Origin of the sequence: Vaginella massiliensis, assembly GCF_900089075.1 — a bacterium.
Taxonomy (GTDB): domain Bacteria; phylum Bacteroidota; class Bacteroidia; order Flavobacteriales; family Weeksellaceae; genus Weeksella; species Weeksella massiliensis_A.
In genome coordinates this window covers 869,297-890,620 of the sequence record NZ_LT593746.1, presented here as the reverse complement: position 1 = coordinate 890,620, position 21,324 = coordinate 869,297, and the positions used below count along the sequence as shown (strand labels likewise).

Annotated in this window: 22 protein-coding genes; 20 read left to right on the top strand and 2 right to left on the bottom strand. The window is 41.9% G+C overall.

The genetic code is table 11. The features are described from left to right. From BN8061_RS05465 to BN8061_RS05400, 14 genes are all read left to right on the top strand, one after another. A complete protein-coding gene (locus tag BN8061_RS05465) occupies positions 1 to 981 on the top strand; it encodes a helix-turn-helix transcriptional regulator (RefSeq protein ID WP_068597176.1) in 981 nt (326 codons plus the stop codon). 436 nt (positions 982 to 1,417) lie between these two features. Beyond that, positions 1,418 to 2,014 (top strand): superoxide dismutase, encoded by a 597-nt coding sequence (locus tag BN8061_RS05460; protein ID WP_068597175.1) that lies wholly within the window; start codon positions 1,418 to 1,420, stop codon positions 2,012 to 2,014. Between the two features lies 1 nt (position 2,015). Further along, on the top strand, positions 2,016 to 2,480 hold the full coding sequence (locus BN8061_RS05455) for a tetratricopeptide repeat protein (protein ID WP_068597173.1): 465 nt from the start codon (positions 2,016 to 2,018) through the stop codon (positions 2,478 to 2,480). Between the two features lie 29 nt (positions 2,481 to 2,509). Continuing rightward, a complete protein-coding gene (locus tag BN8061_RS05450; protein ID WP_235802691.1) occupies positions 2,510 to 3,112 on the top strand; it encodes a peroxiredoxin in 603 nt (200 codons plus the stop codon). Then, on the top strand, positions 3,102 to 4,544 hold the full coding sequence (locus tag BN8061_RS05445) for a leucyl aminopeptidase family protein (RefSeq protein WP_068597171.1): 1,443 nt from the start codon (positions 3,102 to 3,104) through the stop codon (positions 4,542 to 4,544). Before BN8061_RS05450 ends, BN8061_RS05445 begins: the two co-directional genes overlap by 11 nt. Continuing rightward, positions 4,537 to 5,508, top strand: coding sequence for a ribonucleoside-diphosphate reductase small subunit (locus tag BN8061_RS05440; RefSeq protein WP_068597170.1), 972 nt, complete (start codon positions 4,537 to 4,539; stop codon positions 5,506 to 5,508). The genes BN8061_RS05445 and BN8061_RS05440 overlap by 8 nt, the downstream gene beginning before the upstream one ends. Before the next feature lie 14 nt (positions 5,509 to 5,522). Then, positions 5,523 to 6,107, top strand: coding sequence for a peptide deformylase (gene def / locus BN8061_RS05435; protein ID WP_068597168.1), 585 nt, complete (start codon positions 5,523 to 5,525; stop codon positions 6,105 to 6,107). A gap of 22 nt (positions 6,108 to 6,129) precedes the next feature. Beyond that, positions 6,130 to 8,469 (top strand): ribonucleoside-diphosphate reductase subunit alpha, encoded by a 2,340-nt coding sequence (locus BN8061_RS05430; protein WP_068597166.1) that lies wholly within the window; start codon positions 6,130 to 6,132, stop codon positions 8,467 to 8,469. Between the two features lie 20 nt (positions 8,470 to 8,489). Beyond that, positions 8,490 to 9,260 carry a type I methionyl aminopeptidase gene (map, locus tag BN8061_RS05425; RefSeq protein WP_068597164.1) on the top strand — a complete coding sequence of 257 codons (771 nt, stop codon included), beginning with the start codon at positions 8,490 to 8,492 and terminating at the stop codon, positions 9,258 to 9,260. An 8-nt stretch (positions 9,261 to 9,268) separates the two neighbouring features. Next, positions 9,269 to 10,615 carry a dihydroorotase gene (locus tag BN8061_RS05420; protein WP_068597163.1) on the top strand — a complete coding sequence of 449 codons (1,347 nt, stop codon included), beginning with the start codon at positions 9,269 to 9,271 and terminating at the stop codon, positions 10,613 to 10,615. A gap of 4 nt (positions 10,616 to 10,619) precedes the next feature. After that, positions 10,620 to 11,255, top strand: coding sequence for a 2,3-bisphosphoglycerate-dependent phosphoglycerate mutase (locus tag BN8061_RS05415; protein WP_078691096.1), 636 nt, complete (start codon positions 10,620 to 10,622; stop codon positions 11,253 to 11,255). A gap of 26 nt (positions 11,256 to 11,281) precedes the next feature. Continuing rightward, positions 11,282 to 12,079, top strand: a complete 798-nt coding sequence (locus tag BN8061_RS05410) for a UDP-2,3-diacylglucosamine diphosphatase (protein WP_341832746.1) — start codon at positions 11,282 to 11,284, stop codon at positions 12,077 to 12,079. 20 nt (positions 12,080 to 12,099) lie between these two features. Continuing rightward, positions 12,100 to 12,402, top strand: a complete 303-nt coding sequence (locus BN8061_RS05405; protein ID WP_068597160.1) for a hypothetical protein — start codon at positions 12,100 to 12,102, stop codon at positions 12,400 to 12,402. Further along, entirely contained in the window at positions 12,399 to 12,848 is a 450-nt protein-coding gene (locus tag BN8061_RS05400; protein ID WP_068597159.1) for a BT0820 family HAD-type phosphatase, read from the top strand. Before BN8061_RS05405 ends, BN8061_RS05400 begins: the two co-directional genes overlap by 4 nt. On the opposite strand, the gene BN8061_RS05395 is transcribed toward BN8061_RS05400, so the two are convergent. Further along, on the bottom strand, positions 12,806 to 13,255 hold the full coding sequence (locus tag BN8061_RS05395) for a metal-dependent transcriptional regulator (protein WP_154662264.1): 450 nt from the start codon (positions 13,253 to 13,255) through the stop codon (positions 12,806 to 12,808). The two genes, BN8061_RS05400 and BN8061_RS05395, sit on opposite strands and share 43 nt — an antisense overlap. Positions 13,256 to 13,455: 200 nt before the next feature. On the opposite strand from BN8061_RS05395, the gene BN8061_RS05390 reads away from it, so the two are divergent. The 5 genes from BN8061_RS05390 to BN8061_RS05370 are packed head-to-tail and all read left to right on the top strand — an operon-like array spanning position 13,456 to position 18,196. After that, positions 13,456 to 14,382: a metal ABC transporter solute-binding protein, Zn/Mn family gene (locus tag BN8061_RS05390; RefSeq protein ID WP_235802690.1), complete on the top strand. Its 927-nt coding sequence runs from the start codon at positions 13,456 to 13,458 to the stop codon at positions 14,380 to 14,382. 5 nt (positions 14,383 to 14,387) lie between these two features. Further along, positions 14,388 to 15,173: a metal ABC transporter ATP-binding protein gene (locus tag BN8061_RS05385; RefSeq protein WP_068597156.1), complete on the top strand. Its 786-nt coding sequence runs from the start codon at positions 14,388 to 14,390 to the stop codon at positions 15,171 to 15,173. A 12-nt stretch (positions 15,174 to 15,185) separates the two neighbouring features. After that, positions 15,186 to 16,469 carry a metal ABC transporter permease gene (locus BN8061_RS05380; RefSeq protein ID WP_068597152.1) on the top strand — a complete coding sequence of 428 codons (1,284 nt, stop codon included), beginning with the start codon at positions 15,186 to 15,188 and terminating at the stop codon, positions 16,467 to 16,469. A 14-nt stretch (positions 16,470 to 16,483) separates the two neighbouring features. Next, positions 16,484 to 17,380 carry a metal ABC transporter permease gene (locus tag BN8061_RS05375; RefSeq protein WP_068597150.1) on the top strand — a complete coding sequence of 299 codons (897 nt, stop codon included), beginning with the start codon at positions 16,484 to 16,486 and terminating at the stop codon, positions 17,378 to 17,380. A 21-nt stretch (positions 17,381 to 17,401) separates the two neighbouring features. Beyond that, positions 17,402 to 18,196, top strand: a complete 795-nt coding sequence (locus BN8061_RS05370) for a hypothetical protein (protein WP_068597149.1) — start codon at positions 17,402 to 17,404, stop codon at positions 18,194 to 18,196. A gap of 50 nt (positions 18,197 to 18,246) precedes the next feature. Here BN8061_RS05370 and BN8061_RS05365 read toward each other — a convergent pair whose 3' ends face one another. Beyond that, on the bottom strand, positions 18,247 to 18,912 hold the full coding sequence (locus BN8061_RS05365) for a metal-dependent transcriptional regulator (protein ID WP_068597147.1): 666 nt from the start codon (positions 18,910 to 18,912) through the stop codon (positions 18,247 to 18,249). A 154-nt stretch (positions 18,913 to 19,066) separates the two neighbouring features. On the opposite strand from BN8061_RS05365, the gene BN8061_RS05360 reads away from it, so the two are divergent. Next, complete coding sequence (locus BN8061_RS05360) at positions 19,067 to 21,322, top strand: TonB-dependent receptor (protein ID WP_235802689.1); 2,256 nt, start codon at positions 19,067 to 19,069, stop codon at positions 21,320 to 21,322. The last annotated feature ends 2 nt before the right edge of the window (positions 21,323 to 21,324 follow it).

Below are 21,324 nucleotides of genomic sequence, written 5' to 3'. Positions count from 1 at the left end.
ATGAATTTACGGTTGTATGACAATGAGGAAAACATTACACTCATAGAAAAGGAATATCCGGACTGGAATATATCTACGGACAAAGATATTATTGAAAACACAACCTTTATAGAACACTATTTTGGTAAAGGTTTTTATAAAGAAATTTTATTTGAAGGAGTTCATATCGGCTTTGGTAATACTTTTTTACGCAATACCATACGCCTTGATTTTGAAAGTGATTTTGAAACGATTGAGATGCATTTTGCCCTAAAAGGGAAAAGTACAGTTAGTACAGGGGGCTTAGATAAATCAATAGGTTTCGTCTCTCACCAACACAACATTATCTATGCAAATGAAATATGCGGTAAAATGCAATGGGAAAGCGAAGAGTTTCAACTTTGTGAAATCAATCTTTCTCCTGATTTTTTTAAAAAATTCCTACCACAAAATCACCACCTTTTTGATGCGTTCCGTAATGCTATGGAGAAAGGGAAATCAGCATTACTGACACAAAACCATCACCCTGTTAGTCATAAAATGTACCAGATAGTTGACGAAATTATGAATTGCCAACGTCAGGGAATTTTTAAACGGATGTTTCTGGAAGCCAAGGTCATTGAACTTTTGTTGCTTCAGCTAGAACAGTTTTCAAATGATACTTTTTCTCATTCTACACTCAAAAAATCGGATGTAGATAAAATATATGCGGTAAGAGAATTTATCCTGCAACATCTGGATGCAGCGTGTACACTTATCGATTTGGCTCATCTTGTTGGTACGAATGACTTTATTCTGAAAAAAGGATTTAAAGAGCTGTTCGGCACCACGGTTTTCGGATTTTGGAGCGATGCCAAAATGAACCAGGCAAAACAATTGCTGACTGAAGAAGATATGAATGTGGGCGAAGTTTCACAATTAATCGGTTACAAAAACCAACGCCATTTTTCGGCAGCTTTCAAACGAAAATTTGGAATTTTACCGAGTCAGTTGAAGAAGTAAATCAATCTTTTTGGTTACATTTTATTTTTGAAATGATATACAATCAATTCCATCAAATTGATAAAAGACTAATAATTTTCTCATAATTATTTTTTTGAATTTAGTTCGTAAAAGCCGGAGTTCTAATAGGACTCTGGCTTTTTATTTTAGCAATATAGCTTTTACAGGCGATTTGGTAAATTCAAAATAATTCATCTAATTATTTTGTTAGTACATTCTAACTTATTATTTTTGCTAATCTAATTTTAATCAAAAACAAGATTAGTGATATGGAGTATGTAATAGAATTATTGGAAGAAAACAAGAAATACCTCGAAAGAAATATTCGGGATAATAACCTGATGCAGAACAATATGAAGAAAGCCACAGAGCAATTAGGGCAGGTCAGTCAATTAAAAAGAGCGATTAAAATTTTAAAACTAAAGAACAATAAGAGATGAGAATTACACAAGTATTACCGGAGCTTCCGTACGACAGAAATGCCCTTAATCCGATAATCACGGAGGAAACCTTCGATTATCATTACGGTAAGCATCACGCTACGTATGTCAACAACCTTGCAGGGTTGGTAAAAGACACCCCCTTAGAAAACGCTACCGTCGAGGAAATCATACGAAAGGGATTTGCAGAAAACAATGCCGGACTGTTCAATAATGCTGCACAGCATTGGAACCACAGCTTTTTCTGGCATTGCCTTTCGCCAAATGGCGGTAAAACTCCACAAGGCAGGATAGCCGAACTTATCAATCGTGATTTCGGCAGTTTTGAAAACTTCAAGGAACTGTTTTCTACTACGGCAGTAAAGCTATTTGGATGCGGATGGGCGTGGCTCGCACAGGACGAAAACCAAAAACTGGAAATCGTGCCGATGAAAGATGCCCATACTCCATTGACTGAAAATAAAACCCCAATCCTCACGCTGGACGTATGGGAACACGCCTACTACATCGACTACCGCAATGCCCGTCCAAAATTTGTGGAAGGCTTTTGGGAAATCGTCAACTGGGATTTTGCGAACAACAATTTAAAATAAAATGAGTGATACCTGTATGGACCATATAGAAAAATATTGGCAGTCATTAACTGTATCGAATAACGAGCATTTCAATAAAGGCAATTTTGAAAAAGCACTGTCAGGATATAAAGACGCACTGTACAGAGCGGAAGTACTGAACAATAACATCCCGGATTGCATCCGTCTGAAAATACCGTTCATACAGGTATATATCATTTCCTGCAATAACCTGGCGAACACCTACGAAGAGCTTGGCAATCTGGAAGAAGCGGAAAATATGCTCAAACGTACGGTGTATTACCTCCTGCATCTTTCAGCCAATAAAGCCCTCAATCCTGACGAGATACAATCGGAACTGAAAAGAGCCACATTGGCTTATGTCCGTTTTGCAGAGAAAAATAATACAGGAAAGGAAAAGCAGGAACAGCTTTTCAGAACCCTGAAAGAACAATTAGTAGAAAACAATTTAATAAAAATAGATTAGAGATTATGTGCAATTCAGTAAAAAAACTAATGAGCCAGCAGCAAATGCAACTGGTACAAAAAGGACCTTTAAGTATCGGGGATAAACTGCCCGAATTTTTCAAGAAAGCTGTTGTAACCACAGAAAACGGCATAGAAATTACGGACATCGACAACCGTTATCTTTCAGAGCAAGGCAAATGGACAGTGCTGTTCTGGTGGCCGAAAGATTTCACGTTTGTATGTCCTACCGAAATCATCGAATTTGACAATAACAATACCGCATTTGTAGAACGTAACGCACAGGTTATCGGAGCTTCTACCGATACAGAGTTCGTGCATCTTGGATGGAGGCAAAACCATCCGGAATTGGCAAAACTGACTATTCCGATGCTTGCTGATACCTCAAAATCTTTAGCTGAAGAAATGGGCATACTCGACAGTGAAGAAAAAGTTGCCTACCGTGCCACCTTCATCATCGACCCCAATGGCAAAATACAATGGGTAAGCGTGTATCCGATGAACGTAGGCAGAAATGTAAACGAAGTGCTTAGGGTACTGGATGCACTGCAAACAGAAGAATTGACAGGTTGCGGATGGACACCAGGACAACAAACGGTAACAGCAAAACTAAAAGAGCAAAATGCAGGATAATTACTTGAACTTAAATTTCATACCCTATACAAAAAAAGAAGACGTTGCAGATAGTGCTGCAAACATCATACTCATTGCCACCAAAGAGCAGGCAGAACGCTATGCCTTTCAGAAATCATTGGTACAAAACATTGACAAGGCATTTTCTGAAAATCAAACGGAAGTGATTACCACATTGGGCGATAAACAGAACTTTATTGTCATCACGCCCAATACGGAAACCGAGGCATTAAGGTTGGCAGGAGCATCGCTGTATGCTGCCTTGCAGAAACAGCAAACCCAAACTGCACGACTACGGGGGCTGGATGAACTTACGGAAGCAGAACGCTATGCGTTTTTAGAGGGAATGCTGTTGAGTAGCTATGATTTTAATAAATACAAAGCAAAAAAGAAACAGCATCCCGTTGATGTGCATATCCGTAACCGCTCTTTTCCGAAAGACAAGATTGAAGAGCTGAAACGGCTTGTAGAAGCCGTTTCACTGACGAAAACATTAGTAAACGAGCCTGTCAATTATATGGATGCCCTGCGGTTTTCCGAAGTGGCAACAGAAGCTGGAAAACAGTTTGGTTTTGAAACCGAAATCCTGCACAAAGCACAGATAGAGGAATTGAAAATGGGTGGTTTGCTTGCGGTAAACAAAGGTTCGGAAACACCGCCAACCTTCAATATTTTCCATTACAAGCCCGAAAATGCGGTCAATGAAAAGCCGCTGGTGCTGGTGGGCAAAGGCGTGATGTTCGATACGGGTGGTTACTCGCTGAAGACAGGCGGTAATATGCTCACGATGAAATGCGATATGGCAGGAGGTGCGGCAGTATTGGGAACGGTTGCTGCTATTGCAGGAAACAAACTGCCCTATTATGTAATCGGATTGGTTCCCGCTACGGACAATAAGATTTCGGCTAATGCTTTGGTCGTTGATGATGTCATCACAATGATGGACGGCACTACCATAGAGGTACAGAATACCGATGCTGAAGGGCGTTTGGTATTGGCTGATGCCTTGACATACGCCAAACGGTTTGAGCCTGAACTGGTCATTGATATGGCAACCTTAACGGGAGCTTCGGCTGCCATTACAGGTTCGTTAGGAATAGCCGTGTTGGGAAATGCTCAGGAACAGATTGATGAGCTCAAAGGCATTGGCGAGCAGGTTTACGAAAGGTTATTGCAACTACCCCTTTGGAAAGAATACAAAGATTTGCTGAAATCTTCGGTTGCCGATATGAGCAATCTGGGCGGTCCGGTAGGCGGTGTCAGCACCTCTTCCATATTCTTGGAACACTTTACGGACTATCCCTGGTTACACCTTGACATTGCAGGAGCAGCATTCGTCAAAGAAGCCAAAGGATACAGGCAGAGCGGAGCTACGGCTGTACCTGTACGGTTATTATATGAATTTGTAAAAAGAAAGTGCAAAGATGATTGAGCCGATTTTACAGGATAACAAAGACCGGTTTGTCATCTTTCCCATTCAGCACGATGACATCTGGCAATTCTACAAAAAAGCAGAAGCGAGTTTTTGGACAGCCGAAGAAGTGGACTTGTCGCCCGATATGAACGACTGGCACAACAAGCTGAACAATGACGAACGCTATTTCATATCGCACGTACTGGCATTTTTTGCGGCGAGTGACGGTATCGTAAATGAAAACCTTGCCATAAACTTTGTACAGGAAGTGCAATATCCCGAAGCACGTTGCTTCTACGGGTTCCAGATTATGATTGAGAATATCCATTCGGAAATGTACTCCCTGCTGATTGATACCTATGTAAAAGACGCTGTAGAAAAGGATTACCTGTTACGAGCTATTGACACCATCCCCTGTGTGGGCAAAAAAGCCGATTGGGCTTTACGCTGGATTGAAAGCGACAATTTCGCCGAAAGGCTGATTGCATTTGCGGCTGTCGAAGGGATTTTCTTTTCAGGCAGCTTTTGTTCCATTTTCTGGCTGAAAAAACGGGGACTGATGCCCGGTCTGACGTTTTCCAATGAACTCATCAGCCGTGACGAAGGTCTGCACTGCGATTTTGCCTGTTTGCTGTATGTCAATCACCTGGTCAACAAATTGCCCGAAGCAACCGTGCAAAAAATAATAGCCGATGCGGTTGACGTTGAAAAAGAATTTGTAACAGATGCTTTACCCGTTAGGCTTATCGGGATGAATGCCGAACTGATGTGCCAGTACATTGAGTTTGTAGCTGACCGGTTGCTTGTGGCATTAGGCTGTAAAAAGATTTGGAATGCTACCAACCCGTTTGACTTTATGGAGCTGATTTCACTGCAAGGAAAAACCAACTTTTTTGAACGTCGTGTAGGCGAATACCAAAAATCGGGTGTGGTACAGAATACAAAAGAACAAAACAGCTTTTCGCTCGATGAAGATTTTTAATAAATGTGCTTGAGATGAAGTTACCGGTTTACGGATATGGGAATAATGTGCTGAAAATGACAGCAGATAAGGTGGAGCAGGATTTTCCCGGACTGGATACGCTCATTGCCGATATGTGGGAAACGATGGAAAACGCACAGGGCTGTGGACTGGCTGCACCGCAAATTGGCAAGCCGCTTCAGCTCTTTGTAGCGGACAGCAAAATTCTGTTTGATAATATGGGAGAAACAGAACGGAAAGATGTTTTTACCGAAGGAGATACGGGCATCCGGGAAGTATTTATCAATACAGAAATTATAAGCCTTTCTGAAAACAAATGGGAAGAAACGGAAGGTTGTTTGAGCCTGCCATTTCTGTCCGGCAAGGTGGTTCGTTCCTGGTCTGTGGAAGTGCAGTATCAAAATCAGCATTTTGAAACCATACAGAAAAAGTTTAGCGGAATGACTGCCCGTGTTATCCTGCACGAATACGACCATACGCAAGGCATTTTATACATAGACCGTGTAAAACCATTGAGTAAAAAACTGATGGAAAGTAAGCTGAAACAAGTGCTGAAAGGAAACGTTACCACGCCCTATAAAATGAAATTCAAGAACTAAAAATAAATTAACGCAACGCTCAATGTTTGTAATAAAAAGAAACGGAAAACAGGAAGCCGTACATTTCGATAAGATTACGGCACGGCTACACAAATTAGTGTACGGACTGGCTGTGGACGAAAAGGATGTCATCGAAATTGCCAAGAAAGTAATTCAGGGCATCTATGACAATGTAACCACTACCGAGCTGGATAATCTTGCCGCAGAAACGGCTGCCGCCTATACAACGGTACATCCTGATTTCGCTGTGCTTGCTGCAAGAATTGCGGTCAGCAACCTGCATAAGAATACCCTAAAGTCATTTTCCAAAACAGCTAAATTGCTGTACGATTATATCGACCCTGTAACCAATACGTACGCACCTTTATTATCTAAAGAAACCTATGACATCATCCGAAAAAATGCCGATGCCATAGACAGCAGTATCATTTATGACCGGGATTATAATTTTGACTATTTCGGGTTCAAAACACTGGAACGCTCATACCTCATCCGCACTAACGGCAAAATAACCGAACGTCCGCAGCACTTGTTTATGCGGGTGGCAATAGGCATACACAAAGAAGATATTGCAGCAGCAATAGAAACCTACAACCTGATGAGCGAAAAATGGTTTATCCACGCTACGCCTACCTTATTCAATGCCGGAACACCCAAACCGCAGATGTCGTCCTGTTTCCTGTTGAGTATGACCGAAGACAGCATCAGCGGTATTTTCGACACCCTGAAACGCTGTGCTTTGATTTCGCAATCAGCCGGAGGTATCGGGTTGAGCATTCACAATGTAAGGGCTACGGGCAGCTACATCAAAGGTACAGGCGGTATTTCCAACGGCATCATCCCGATGCTTAGGGTGTATAATGACACAGCCCGTTATGTGGACCAGGGCGGCGGCAAACGCAAGGGAGCCATTGCGGTATATCTGGAACCGTGGCACGCCGATATTTTTGATTTCCTCGACCTCCGCAAAAACCACGGCAAGGAAGAAATGCGGGCAAGGGATTTGTTCCCTGCCCTGTGGATACCCGACTTGTTTATGCAACGGGTAGAAGAAAATGCCGATTGGTCACTGTTTGACCCGAATGAAGCCCCAGGATTGTACGATACTTATGGCGATGAGTTTGCGGCATTGTACCAACAATATGAGCAGGAAGGGAAATTCCGCAGGCAGGTAAAAGCCCGTGAGCTTTGGAACGCCATATTGGAAGCCCAAATAGAAACAGGTACGCCTTATATATGCTACAAAGATGCCGTCAACGAAAAGTCCAACCAGAAAAATATAGGCGTAATCCGTAGCTCCAACCTGTGTACCGAGATAATGGAGTTCACCAATGCCGGAGAAGTTGCCGTATGCAACCTGGCTTCACTGGCTTTGCCGAGATATGTTGCAGAGAATGGCTTTGATTTTCAGAAGCTGTACGAAGTAACGAAGATTGTTACCCGAAACCTCAATAAAGTCATTGACGGCAATTACTATCCCGTACCCGAAACGCAAAACTCCAACTTCAGACACCGACCTATCGGTTTGGGCGTACAAGGTTTGGCGGATGTCTTCCTGTTATTGCGGATGCCTTTTGAAAGTGAGGAAGCACGGCAACTGAACAAGGATATTTTTGAAACCATCTACTATGCGGCAATGGAAAGTTCGATGGAGCTGGCGAAGGAACAGGGGGCTTACGAGAGTTTCAAGGGCTCGCCCCTTTCCGAGGGAAAGTTTCAGTTTGATTTATGGAATGTCGAGCCATCAGACCGTTGGGATTGGGCAGATTTACGTAAAGACGTAATGGAATTTGGCGTACGCAATTCCTTGTTAGTGGCTCCGATGCCTACCGCTTCTACTTCGCAGATATTGGGGAACAACGAATGCTTTGAACCTTACACAAGTAATGTTTATAACAGGCGTGTGCTTTCGGGTGAGTTTGTGGTGGTCAATAAGCATTTACTGAAAGACCTGATAGAATTAAACCTTTGGGATGCCCAAATGAAAAACAGGCTGATTGCCGAGAATGGTTCTGTTCAAAACATTGAGGAAATTCCTACGGATTTAAAAGAACTGTACAAGACCGTATGGGAAATCAAACAGAAAACCATCATTGATATGGCTGCCGACAGAGGTGCATTTATCTGTCAATCCCAATCGCTCAACCTTTTTATGGCAGAACCCAATATGGCAAAGCTCACTTCGATGCACTTCCACTCCTGGAAAAGCGGACTGAAAACAGGAATGTATTACCTGCGAACCAAAGCGGCAGCAGATGCCATCAAGTTTACGGTAGAAACGGTGCAATCAGCCGAAGACAAACAAGCGGAAATTTCCTGTTCATTGGACAATCCCGAAGAGTGCATTGCCTGCGGCAGCTAAAACAATTAATAATAAGAATTATGTCAATATCAGCAGAAACGGATTTAATCGGGATGCAGGCAGTAAGCAAAGCGGTTGCTCTTACACTAAGGGCAATGCAACGCTACGCCGAACCCGGTATGTCCACAAAAGAACTGGATGATTTCGGAGCGAAGATGCTTTACAGTTTCGGAGCAAAGTCAGCCCCATATTCCACTTACAAATTTCCCGGTTGTACCTGTATCTGTGTCAATCAGGAAGTAGCACACGGCATTCCGTCTGCCACTAAAATCCTGAAAGAAGGTGATTTGGTAAACGTAGATGTATCTGCCGAACTGAACGGCTTTTGGGCGGATAATGGCGGTTCGTTTGTATTGGGAAACGATGTGCATAACCACACTCTTTTGGTTGATGCGTCCAAGCAAATACTGAAGAAAGCCATCGGCAACATCAAAGCCGGTGTGCGGATAAAAGATGTGGGGTTTATTATTGAAACGGAAGCCAAAAAAAGAGGATACAAAGTGATACACAATCTTACGGGTCACGGTATCGGGAACAGGCTGCACGAAGAGCCGTCCATCCCTAATTTCCGGGACAAGATGAATTTCAGCCGGTTCAGGAAAAATACGGTTGTTGCCGTGGAAACATTTATAGCCACCCACTCTACAATGGCAGTATTGGGTAATCCGAAACTGGATGAATGGACACTTGTAGGCAATAAAGGCGGCTATGTAGCCCAGCACGAACATACGCTAATCGTTACCGATGGCGCTCCTGTTATTCTAACGGAAGCCAACGGCATTTGGAATTAACAAAGAAAATGACACAACCTATTCTCATAAAAGATACCAACGTAGTCAATGAGGGCATCATTACCAATGCAGATGTACTCATTGCTAATGGTCGTATCCAAAAAATAGGTATTGCACTTCATCAGTGGGATGCAAAAGTGATTAGCGGAAACGGTAAGTATTTATTTCCAGGGGTTATTGACGGTCAGGTGCATTTTCGTGACCCCGGATTAACGCACAAAGCGGATTTATATACAGAAAGCAAGGCAGCCATAGCCGGAGGCGTTACCTCGTTTATAGATATGCCGAACACGAAGCCCAATGTACTCACGCTGAAATTATGGGAAAACAAATACCGTATGGCAGCACAGAAGTCATTGGCAAACTTTGGCTTTTTTATGGGCGTAAATGCCGATAACATTGAGGATATTCTTCAGATGGATACCTCTCAGTTCCTGGCGGTATCAGACGACGGCTTATACTTTACAAAGAAAGGAAACCTGCTTGCCGACAATCCGCAGGTAATGGAAAAACTGTTTGCCCATTGCCAATGTATCATTGCCGTACACGCCGAAAAGGAAGCCCTCATTACAGCAAACGAAGCTGTTTATAAGCTGCAATATGGTAACGATATTCCATTTAAGTTCCATCCTCAAATACGCAATGAGCAAGCCTGTATCGAAGCAACACGGGACTTTATTGCTTTGGCAACCAAATACAATGCCCGTTTGCATATCCTGCACCTTACAACCGCATCCGAAGCACAGCTATTTGACAAAACCATTCCCCTGACTGATAAGAACATCACTACCGAAGTTTGCGTACAGCATCTTTGGTTTTCCGAGAAAGACTATGACCGATTGGGCGCATTCATAAAATGGAACCCATCCATCAAATCAGAAGCAGACAGAAAAGGTTTGTTGCAGGCATTGACAGACAATCATATTGACCTGGTTACTACCGACCACGCACCGCACACCCTTGAAGAAAAAAGCGGCAACTATTTTACCGCTCTTTCAGGCGCACCTATGGTACAGCATTCACTGAATATTATGCTTGAATTTTTTAAGCAGGGAATTATATCGTTGGAAAAAATAGCGGAGAAGATGTGCCATAACCCTGCTATACTTTACCAAATCGAGAACCGTGGATTTATCAGGGAGGGATATTATGCGGATTTGGTATTGGTGGATATGAACAGGGAATGGATGGTTTCAAAAGACAATATCCTGTATAAATGTGGCTGGTCGCCATTGGAAGGTACTGTTTTTCAAACTAAGGTTACACACACATTGGTCAATGGAAACCTTGTTTACGAAGAGGGGCATTTTAATGAAGATAGAAAAGGAAAAGCATTGGTTAAACATAATACATAAAACGATGAGAAAATTATTTTTAGTCCGGCACGGACAATCACAATGGAACCTTGAAAACCGTTTTACAGGTTGGCAGGATGTAGATATTACAGCACTTGGACAACTGGAAGCTGAACGGGCAGGGCAAATCCTGAAAGAAGAAAAAGTAGATGTAGCCTTTACATCTAAGCTCATCAGGGCACAGCATACATTAAAAATCATCCTGAACGAAATGGGAAAAACAAACACGCCCATTATCATTAACGAGGCATTGAACGAACGAGCCTACGGTATGCTGGAAGGATTGAACAAAGCCGAAACAGCCAAAAAATACGGAGCCGAGCAGGTACATATCTGGCGACGTTCATTCGACATTGCACCTCCGGGTGGTGAAAGCCTGAAAGATACTTACGACCGAGTGATACCTTATTTTGAAAATTTCATACAGCCACAATTACAGCAGCATAAGAATGTACTTCTTGTGGCTCACGGTAATAGTTTGCGGGCATTGATAATGTACCTGGAACATCTCTCTCCCGAAGAAATACTGAAACGGGAAATTGCAACAGGCGAACCCCTGACGTACATTTTCGATGACCAGATGAATGCCGTAAAACTGGGAAGGGTTATCGCAGAAACAAACAATACCGTCCCGATTTAGAAATCATTAAAACACTGAATGAATGTTTGGAAACAAGATGCCGTTACATAGAATTAAGCAGTGGTAAAAACGTATATTTTGCCTCCGACAGCCATTTGGGTGCACCAACTGCAAAGGAAAGTTATGCGAGAGAATTACGGCTGATAAAATGGCTGGACAGCGTAAAAAAGGATGCCGGAGCTATTTTTTTGCTGGGAGATATATTTGATTTCTGGTTCGAGTATAAAACCGTTGTTCCGAAAGGATTTGTCAGGCTATTGGGCAAACTTGCCGAAATAACCGACAGCGGTATTCCCGTATATTTCTTTGCAGGCAATCACGACTTATGGATGAGCGGATATTTTGAGAAGGAACTGAACATTCCCGTATTTCATTCGCCGGAAATATTTACGATTAACGGGAAACGTTTTTTTATCGCTCACGGAGATGGATTGGGTCCTTATGACAAGGGCTATAAACGGTTGAAAAAGATATTTACCTGTCCATTGTTTGTGTGGCTGTTCCGTTGGTTGCATCCCGACATCGGCATAAGATTGGGGCAATACCTTTCGGTCAAAAACAAACTTATTTCAGGTGATGAAGATGTAAAGTTTCTTGGAGAAGATAAAGAATGGCTGGTCCAATATGCCAGACAAAAACTGGCATCCGCACATTATGATTATTTCGTTTTCGGACACAGGCATCTTCCTTTGGATATAGCACTTAACGAAAAATCCCGGTACATCAATCTGGGTGACTGGATACATCATTTTACATACGGCAAATTTGACGGCTGTACGATGTGTTTAAACAAATTCGGCAATCGGGAAGCTAAATTACATTAATCATCAAAAAATATTCATAAATGGATAGAACGTATTACCCCATATCCCTGATTGCTGATAAACTTCAGCTTGAAGAAGTTGCATCCCAATATTCAAACGAGGAACAATTTGAGGTACTGGCACGCTACTTAGACGGACTGATACAATCCGATTTCAATAAACTGCTAAGCATATTGTACCACATAGATGTATCGGAAGAAAAGGTCAAAAAAGCATTGGCTGAAAATAAAGATAAACTTCCCGCAGGGCAGATTATAGCAGCCCTGCTGATTGAAAGAGAAAACGAAAAAATAAAACTTAGAGCAAAATACAGTAAGAAATGAACCTTATTGATACGAAAGGAAAAGTAATAGCCGTAGATTTTGACGGCACTGTTGTTGAACATAAATACCCCGATATCGGGAACGAAATGATGTTTGCCTTTGCGACACTTAAAGCACTTAAAAGCAAAGGACACCGGTTGATATTGTGGACTTACAGGAAAGGGAAAGAGCTGGAAGAGGCTGTTGATTATTGCAGAGGGAACGGGCTGGAATTTTATGCAGTCAATGAAAACTATCCGGGAGAAACCGCTGAAGGTGATTTCAGCAGGAAAATTAATGCCGACATTTTTATTGACGACCGCAATGTAGGCGGCTTTATGGGGTGGGATGTTATCTGGCAGACCCTTCATCCCGAAGGTGGCGAATATGCACACCAATTAAAGAATAAAGAGGCTCATATCAATTACAAAAAGAAGAAAAAGGGTTGGTTTGGATTTGGGGTATAAGATAATCGCCGTATGCTATCGGTTTGGTGAACTTTTAGGATTTTAGCAAAACTATCAAACAGCAGAGGTTCATCCAGCGTAATGATTTTTTCTGCAATACGCTGACTATCTTCCATAGCCATACCCAGTTGCGTATTTAGAAACCGTTGTGTCAATAGCGTTTGCTCCAAAATCACAGATGCAATACTGATGCCTTCCTTTGTTATTTCGCAACCCTGGTATTTACTATACGATACCAGTCCTTTACAAGCCAGTCTTTTCAGCATATCTGTTGCCGAAGGTGCTTTAACTTCGAGCAATTTGGCTATTTGAGTAGTAGAAATACGCTTATCCTCATCCATTGAGAGCTGATAAATCTTCAACAGGTACATTTTTTCAGCATATGTCAGGTCGTTTATTTCTTCCATCTTATTTCTCCAGATTACAATCAATACAGTTTTAAGATTGATATAAATAGCATTCAGACTTTCAGCATTACCACCATTCCTAAAAGCAAATATAGAATAATATCGTCTAAATGTTATACAAGTCTAACATTTTAATTATATTTGCCTAAATATTTATTTTGTATCATTCTATGAATGACTTAGGAAAAATCGTAATTCAAATGAAGATGAAAAATCACGTATATTATCTTTGTGTTTTAGCCATTGTTTCCCTGTTGTTTTCCTGCGGGGAAAACAAAAAGACAGCAACAGATGAAAAGCCCTATATCATTACTACAACGGGAATGATAGCCGATATAGTAGAAAATATAGCCGGAGATGCTGCAAAGGTAGAAGCCATTATGCAGCCCGGAGTGGACCCGCATCTGTACAAAGCCAGCCAGGGCGACCTCAAAAAAATAATGGATGCCGATTACATCTTTTACAACGGACTGCATCTTGAAGGCAAAATGGGTGAAATACTGGAGAAGCAAACCCACGTAAAGCCGGTAATTGCATTGGGCGACACCATCAGCCGTGGAAAAATAATCAGTGTATCCGAAAATACCTATGACCCGCATATCTGGTTTGACGTAGCTCTTTGGAAAGAAGCGGCGGAAATAGCACTGAAAAATCTTATCCGGCTCAATCCCGAAAACACAGCGTATTATCAGCAAAACGCTGATAAATATCTTAAAGAACTGGACAGCCTCGACCATTGGGTGAAAGCCGAAATTGAAACCATCCCTGAAAACAGACGGGTTTTGATTACCGCACACGATGCGTTCAGCTATTTTGGAAAGGCTTATGGGATTGAGGTTCGGGGATTGCAGGGTATCTCTACAATGTCGGAAATCGGTTTGCGGGATGTTACCGATTTGGTCGATTTTATCCTCAAAAACGATATTCCCGCAGTATTTGTGGAAAGTTCCGTATCGGACAAATCGCTCAAAGCTGTGGTGGAAGGTGTAAATAACAAAGGAAAAAAACTCGCTATCGGTGGTAATCTCTTTTCAGATGCAATGGGCAAAAAAGGAACTCCCGAAGGTACATACATCGGTATGGTAAAGCATAATGTCACTACCATTGTAACTGCATTAAAACAGTAAACAAAATGATTATCCAATCTGAAAATCCTGTATTGGAAGTTCACGACCTTACCGTGAGCTATTCCAGCAAACCGGCACTCTGGGGCGTAGATTTCAGCCTGCCCGAAGGAAGCATTACGGGCATCATCGGACCCAACGGTTCCGGTAAATCCACTTTGCTTAAATCCATAATGGGCTTAATTCCGCTATCGAGTGGCTATGTAAAAATATTTGGCAAAGAACTGGATGAAGTCCGCAGCCGAGTGAGTTATGTTCCCCAGCGGGAAACGGTGGATTGGGATTTTCCGGTATCTGCACTTGATGTAGTATTGATGGGAAGATATGCTAAAATCGGAATGCTTCGCAACGTACGCAGTTCCGACAGGAAAATAGCAATGGAATGTCTGGAAAAAGTAGGAATGACTGATTTTGCCAAAAGGCAGATTTCCCAGCTTTCGGGTGGACAGCAGCAACGGGTTTTCATCGCAAGGGCATTGGCTCAGGAAGCCGATTTTTACCTGATGGACGAACCCTTTGCCGGTGTCGATGCCGCTACGGAAGAAGCCATTATTACACTTCTGCGTGAAATGGTCAATGCTAAAAAGAACGTTATCGTTGTTCACCACGATTTGGACACTATCACCGAATATTTCGACTGGCTCGTAATGCTCAATATGCGGCTCGTGGCTTCGGGTCCGGTAAAGCAGGTTTACATTCCCGAACTGCTCAAAAAGACCTACGGCACAAGATTGTCCGTATTGGCAGAAGCCGGTGACTTGTTGGCTAAAGATAAATTTTCCGAAAAAGGATAATCGGCAGAAACAATGGATAATTTCATCAACTTTTTTTCATTCAATGACCCAAATATCAAGTATGTGGTTATCGGGAGCATCCTGCTTTCGGTAAGTGCCGCCATCGTGGGTTCGTTCATTGTACTGAAGAAAAAATCACTTGTAGGCGATGCCGTTTCCCATTCGGTTTTGCCGGGTATTTGTGCCGCCTTTCTTTTTGCAGGGACAAAGAATATTTCATTGATGCTTGTGGGAGCTTTCATTTCGGGATGGCTTTCTTTGGTAACAATAGATTACATCACGGCTAAATCCAAGATAAAAAAAGATGCCGCCATCGGGTTGGTACTTTCAGTGTTCTTTGCTCTGGGCATCGTGATGATGACCTACATACAACAATCGGGCAATGCGGCACAGAGCGGAATGGACAGTTTTATATTCGGGAAGGCAGCAACACTTGTTGGCAGCGACCTGATAACCTTCTCCATTATTGCCGTGGTGCTGATTGTGGCTACACTGGCGTTTTTTAAGGAATTTACCATTATCGCTTTTGACGAGCATTATGCCCAGGTATTGGGCTTGCCCGTGCGAAAATTGGATATGTTGTTGACCAGCCTTACCGTATTAGCGGTGGTAACGGGCATTACCGCAGTAGGCGTTGTGCTGATGGCGGCGATGCTGATTACGCCTGCCGCAGCGGCAAGGTATTGGACACACAATATCCGAAGAATGGTTGGGCTGGCAGCGATATTCGGAGCCTTATCGGGACTGGCAGGGGCGTACATCTCGTACATCGCCCCGGCAATGCCTACGGGTCCGTGGATGGTAGTGGTTTCTTCACTGATTGCATTTTTTTCGTTCTTTTTTGCTCCGTTGGGAATTGTTCCCAAAACAATGAAGCGGAACAAAAACAGCCGTACAATGGTGGATGAAAATATACTGAAACTGTTTTATCAAATCGGAGAGAAAGAAAATAATTTCGATAAGAAAAGGACGGCGGAAGAATTGCTGGCTTTCCGGAAAATGCAACCGGCACAATTGAAGTCCGGGCTGACAAGGCTTAAAAAGAGAAAAGAGGTGGTAAACGAATACCAACAATGGCAACTGACAGCAAACGGTCTTGAAAAAGCAAAAAAGATAGTGCGGTTACACCGTTTGTGGGAATTGTACCTGACCAATTATATGGAAATAGCTCCCGACCACGTACACGACAATGCCGAGGAAATGGAGCATTACATCACGCCCGAACTCGAAAAACAACTGGAAAAATATTTGGACAACCCGGACACTGACCCGCACGGAACGGTGATACCGAAGTAATACAAACAGATAAAATGATAGCATTTTGGATAATATTAACCGGAGCACTGGTGGCTATTTCCTGCGGACTGCTGGGCAGTTTCCTCATACTCCGCAAAATGAGTATGGTAGGCGATGCCATCAGCCACGCCGTATTGCCTGGCATTGTTATCGCTTTCTTATGGAGCGGTAGCCGTGATACGCTTCCGATGCTTCTTGGTGCAGGAGCCACGGGGTTATTAGCGACATTCATCATCGAATACCTGCACCGCAAAGCCCGTTTACAGACCGATGCTTCCATCGGGATTGTGTTTACTTTTATGTTTGCGGTGGGCATCATACTTATCAGCACTTTTGCCGGAAAGATAGACCTTGACCAGGATTGTGTACTGTACGGAGAACTCGCTTATGTACCCATCAACCTTTGGATACTTGCTGACGGCACAAATATAGGTCCCAAACCGGTATATATCCTTTCGGTAGTGCTGCTTCTGGTGGTATTGTTTATTTATTTCGGCTACAAAGAACTGAAGCTAACCTCGTTCGACCCGTCTTTTGCTACGGCTATCGGCATTTCTACCGCATTGTGGCATTACCTCCTGATGGCAGCAGTATCTTTTACTACGGTAAGTGCCTTTGAATCTGTGGGAGCGATATTGGTCATTACTTTTCTTATCGGACCGCCTGCAACAGCTTATCTACTAACCGAAAACTTAAAGAAAATGCTTTTCATTACGGTAGGTATCGGCATTCTGGTTTCCTTTACCGGATATTGGTTGGCGTATTGGCTCAACGCTTCCATTGCCGGATGTATGGCGTTAATGACAGGAGTTGTGTTTGCCATTGTTTTCGTGTACACCCAATTTGTGCTGAAAAACAAAAAAAGAAAATTGGCGATAAAGGATATTTCATTGTCGCAAAACATAGAATAACAGATTTAAAATTAATAGAAGATGAACAAGACATTCAGACTAATTGGAATGAACGTTATTGCATTAATGCTTTTAGCAGGATGCAATAGCAAAGGACAAAAAGAAAATAATCAAACAGATGAAAGTGAAGTAACAGTTACACCTGTGGGACATTCTAAGGTGTTTCCCGGAGCTACGCTCAGAATACAGGATATTCAGGTTCAGGAAATTAATTCAGACTCGGTATCTTTCAAAGTAAATTATGACATTGAAAATTTTACGCTTACGGAACATACCGAAGACCATAATGCACATTTTCTTGCTAATTCGCACGACGGGCAGCATATTCATTTCATTATGGATAATGCACCTTACGCCGCATTGTATAAGCCTGAAAATGAAGTAAAGTTGAAAAAAGGCAGCGAACATTACCTGTTGTCTTTTCTTTCCCGCTCCTATCACGAGTCCATAAAAGAACCGTCAGCTTTTGTATTGAAACATTTTGCAATTTCCAATGACGGCAAATACCGGGAATTAGAAACTCCGACTTCGCCTATGCTTTTTTACAGCAGACCAAAAGGAGAATATGCAGGGAAAGACACCGAAGCTGTATTGCTTGATTTTTATGTGTTGAATACCACGCTTTCCAAGGATGGAAATAAAGTGCAGGCTTCTATCAACGGAGAAAAATTAGTCTTGGATAATTGGCAGCCTTATCAGATAAAAGGTATGCCACTTGGAGAAAACACCATTAAACTGACTTTGATTGATGCTTCAGGAAAGCCATTGAACGGAGAAAATACGTCTGTTGAACGGACAATTGTTTTGAAGGAATAGATATTGATTAAGTATTAGAGAATAGTTGGACATCATCAAAGAAGGCTCAACTATTTTTTTGTATTTTTACTCACGAGCAGCTTGTCGCAGACCTGATTACTCAACATTTCGTTTTGCTTGCCTGTATAGCTGACACGCATACTGTTGTCAAAAGTTTCGATTTGTTCAATCTTAATATCCAATCCTAATGATAACGCACGGCTGTTCAGGAATTTCAGCAATTCTTCGGAGGATGGCTGTACCGCCATAAAAGTAACCACATCGCCGGGCTTACAATCACTTAACTTTATATAATGGTCAGAGGCAATGTTACCATCAACATCCGGTATAGGTGAACCGTGAGGGTCCACTTTGGGGTAGCCCAATAACTCATCCATCTTCTCAAAAAATTCCGGTGCCTGGATATGCTCTATCTGCTCGGCTATATTATGTACATTTTCCCAGCCAAATCCCATTTTTTCCACGAGGTACATCTCAGTCAGTCTGTGCTTACGGATAATAAGAGCCGCCTGCTTCTTGCCGGCAGCAGTAAGTTTAAGCGGCTTGTAGCTTTCATAAACCACCAGCTTTTTTTCTGCAAGCCTTTTCATCATACTGTTTACAGTAGGCATTTTGATGTCCAACTGCTTGCTGATGTCATTCACACTTGCCTCACCTTTTAAACTGGTAAGCGTATATATAGCCTTCAGGTAATTCTCTTCCGTCTGTGATATCATAGAGCAAAAGTATTAAATATTAGTCCCAACTAACAACAAAGTTAGAATTTATTTTATTAGTATAATCTAACTTAGTAATTTTGTCAATCTAAAAATATAGTTTTAAAAATAAAATAAAATGGCAAAATTCAAAACACTATTTACAGCAGTTATTATGCTTACCGGTTTGATAACCTACGCCCAGACAGGTAAGCTGTCGGGGAAAATTTCGGATGCAAAAGGAACCTCAATGGAGGCTGCATCCATTTTTATCCCCAAACTAAAAATCGGTGCATCTGCGGATGACCAGGGTAATTACCGATTGGAAAACATTCCTTACGGAACTTGGGAGGTAGAAGTAAACCATATCGGTTTTAACAAATACAGAGAATCCATAACTATCAACAGCGAATCGCTTTCTAAAGATTTTACTTTGGAAGAATCTTCGGAAGAATTGGAAGGCGTTGTTATCACCGGAACGATGAAAGAAGTATCTAAACTGGAAAGCCCTGTACCCGTCGAAGTTTATACCTCCAAGTTTTTCAAAGCTAATCCTACGCCATCCCTTTTTGATGCCTTACAAAATATTAATGGGGTACGTCCTCAATTAAACTGTAATGTATGTAATACCGGCGATATACATATAAATGGATTAGAAGGTCCTTATACAATGATATTGATAGACGGTATGCCGATTGTCAGCGGGCTTTCTACCGTATATGGATTGAGCGGTATCCCACAGGCTCTTATTGACCGTGTAGAAATCGTGAAAGGACCGGCATCAACGCTGTATGGTAGTGAAGCCGTGGGCGGTTTGATTAATATTATTACCAAAAGACCCGGCAATGCACCTATTATTTCTGCGGATGTATTTGGAACAACCTGGGCAGAGGTTAATGCCGATTTAGCCGCTAAGTTCAGCGTTGGTAAAAAAGCTCAGTCACTATTGGGTGTAAATTACTTCAATTACAGCAACCCTATTGACAATAACAACGACAATTTTACCGATGTGACTTTGCAAAACCGAATTTCAATTTTCAATAAATGGAGCTTTGACAGAAAAGACAACAGGGTATTTACTTTGGCAGGACGATATGTATATGAAGACCGTTGGGGTGGAGAAATGAATTGGGAAAAGAAATACAGAGGTGGCGATGAAGTGTATGGCGAAAGTATCTATACCAGCCGTTGGGAATTGATGGGTAACTATCAGCTACCTGTAAGCGAAAAAATATTTTTCCAGTTCAGTGCCAACGGACACGACCAAAATTCCGTTTACGGCAATACCCCATATATGGCTGACCAGAAAATAGCTTTTGGTCAATTGACCTGGTTTAAAACATTAGGGAAACACGATTTATTGACTGGTCTTGCCTATCGTTATACCTATTACGATGATAATACGCCTGCAACAGCAGATGCAAACGACTTGGACAAAAATAAACCAACCCATACCAATCTGCCAGGTCTGTTTATACAAGACGAAATCACGTTTAACGACAATAACAAAGTATTGTTAGGAATGCGTTACGATTATAATTCACTACACGGTAGTATCCTTACTCCACGTGTAAACTATAAGTGGAGTTCTGATAATAAAAACAATGTATTAAGTTTAAGTTTTGGTAATGGTTACAGGGTTGCTAACGTATTCACCGAAGACCACGCAGCTTTAACCGGAGCAAGAGAGGTCGTTTTTATTAATGATTTAAAACCGGAAACTTCGTGGAATGGTAATCTGAACTTCGTAAAAAAGATTTATGCAGGAAGTACATTTATCGGATTAGATGCCACCGCATTTTACACCTATTTTAATAATAAAATCATAGCAGACTATGATACTGACCCTAACAAAATTATTTATGACAATTTAGATGGTCACGCTGTGTCACAGGGTATATCATTAAACATAGATGTAGCTTTCCCTAATGGTTTGAAAATTTTAGCCGGAGCAACTGCTATGGATGTGTATAGTAAAGAGGAAGGCGAAAAAGTAAGACAATTATTTACCGAGAAATTTACAGGAACCTGGAATGTTGGGTACACATTCAAAGGCATAGGATTGACCGTGGATTATACAGGTAACCTGTATGGACCAATGCGTTTACCTTTATTGAGCGACACCGACCCCCGTAGCGAATATTCCCCTTGGTGGAGCATACAGAATATTCAATTAACAAAGAAAGTTGGTAAGAATATTGAAATCTATGGTGGTGTTAAAAACCTTTTGAACTGGACACCAAACAAAGGCAATCCGTTTATCATAGCAAGAGCCAATGACCCGTTTGACAATAATGTTCAATTTGACGGAAACGGACAGGCAATGGTAACGCCTGACAATCCTTATGGATTGACTTTTGACCCATCGTATGTATATGGACCTAATCAGGGAATAAGAGGCTTCTTAGGTTTCCGTTATAATCTGTATTAATT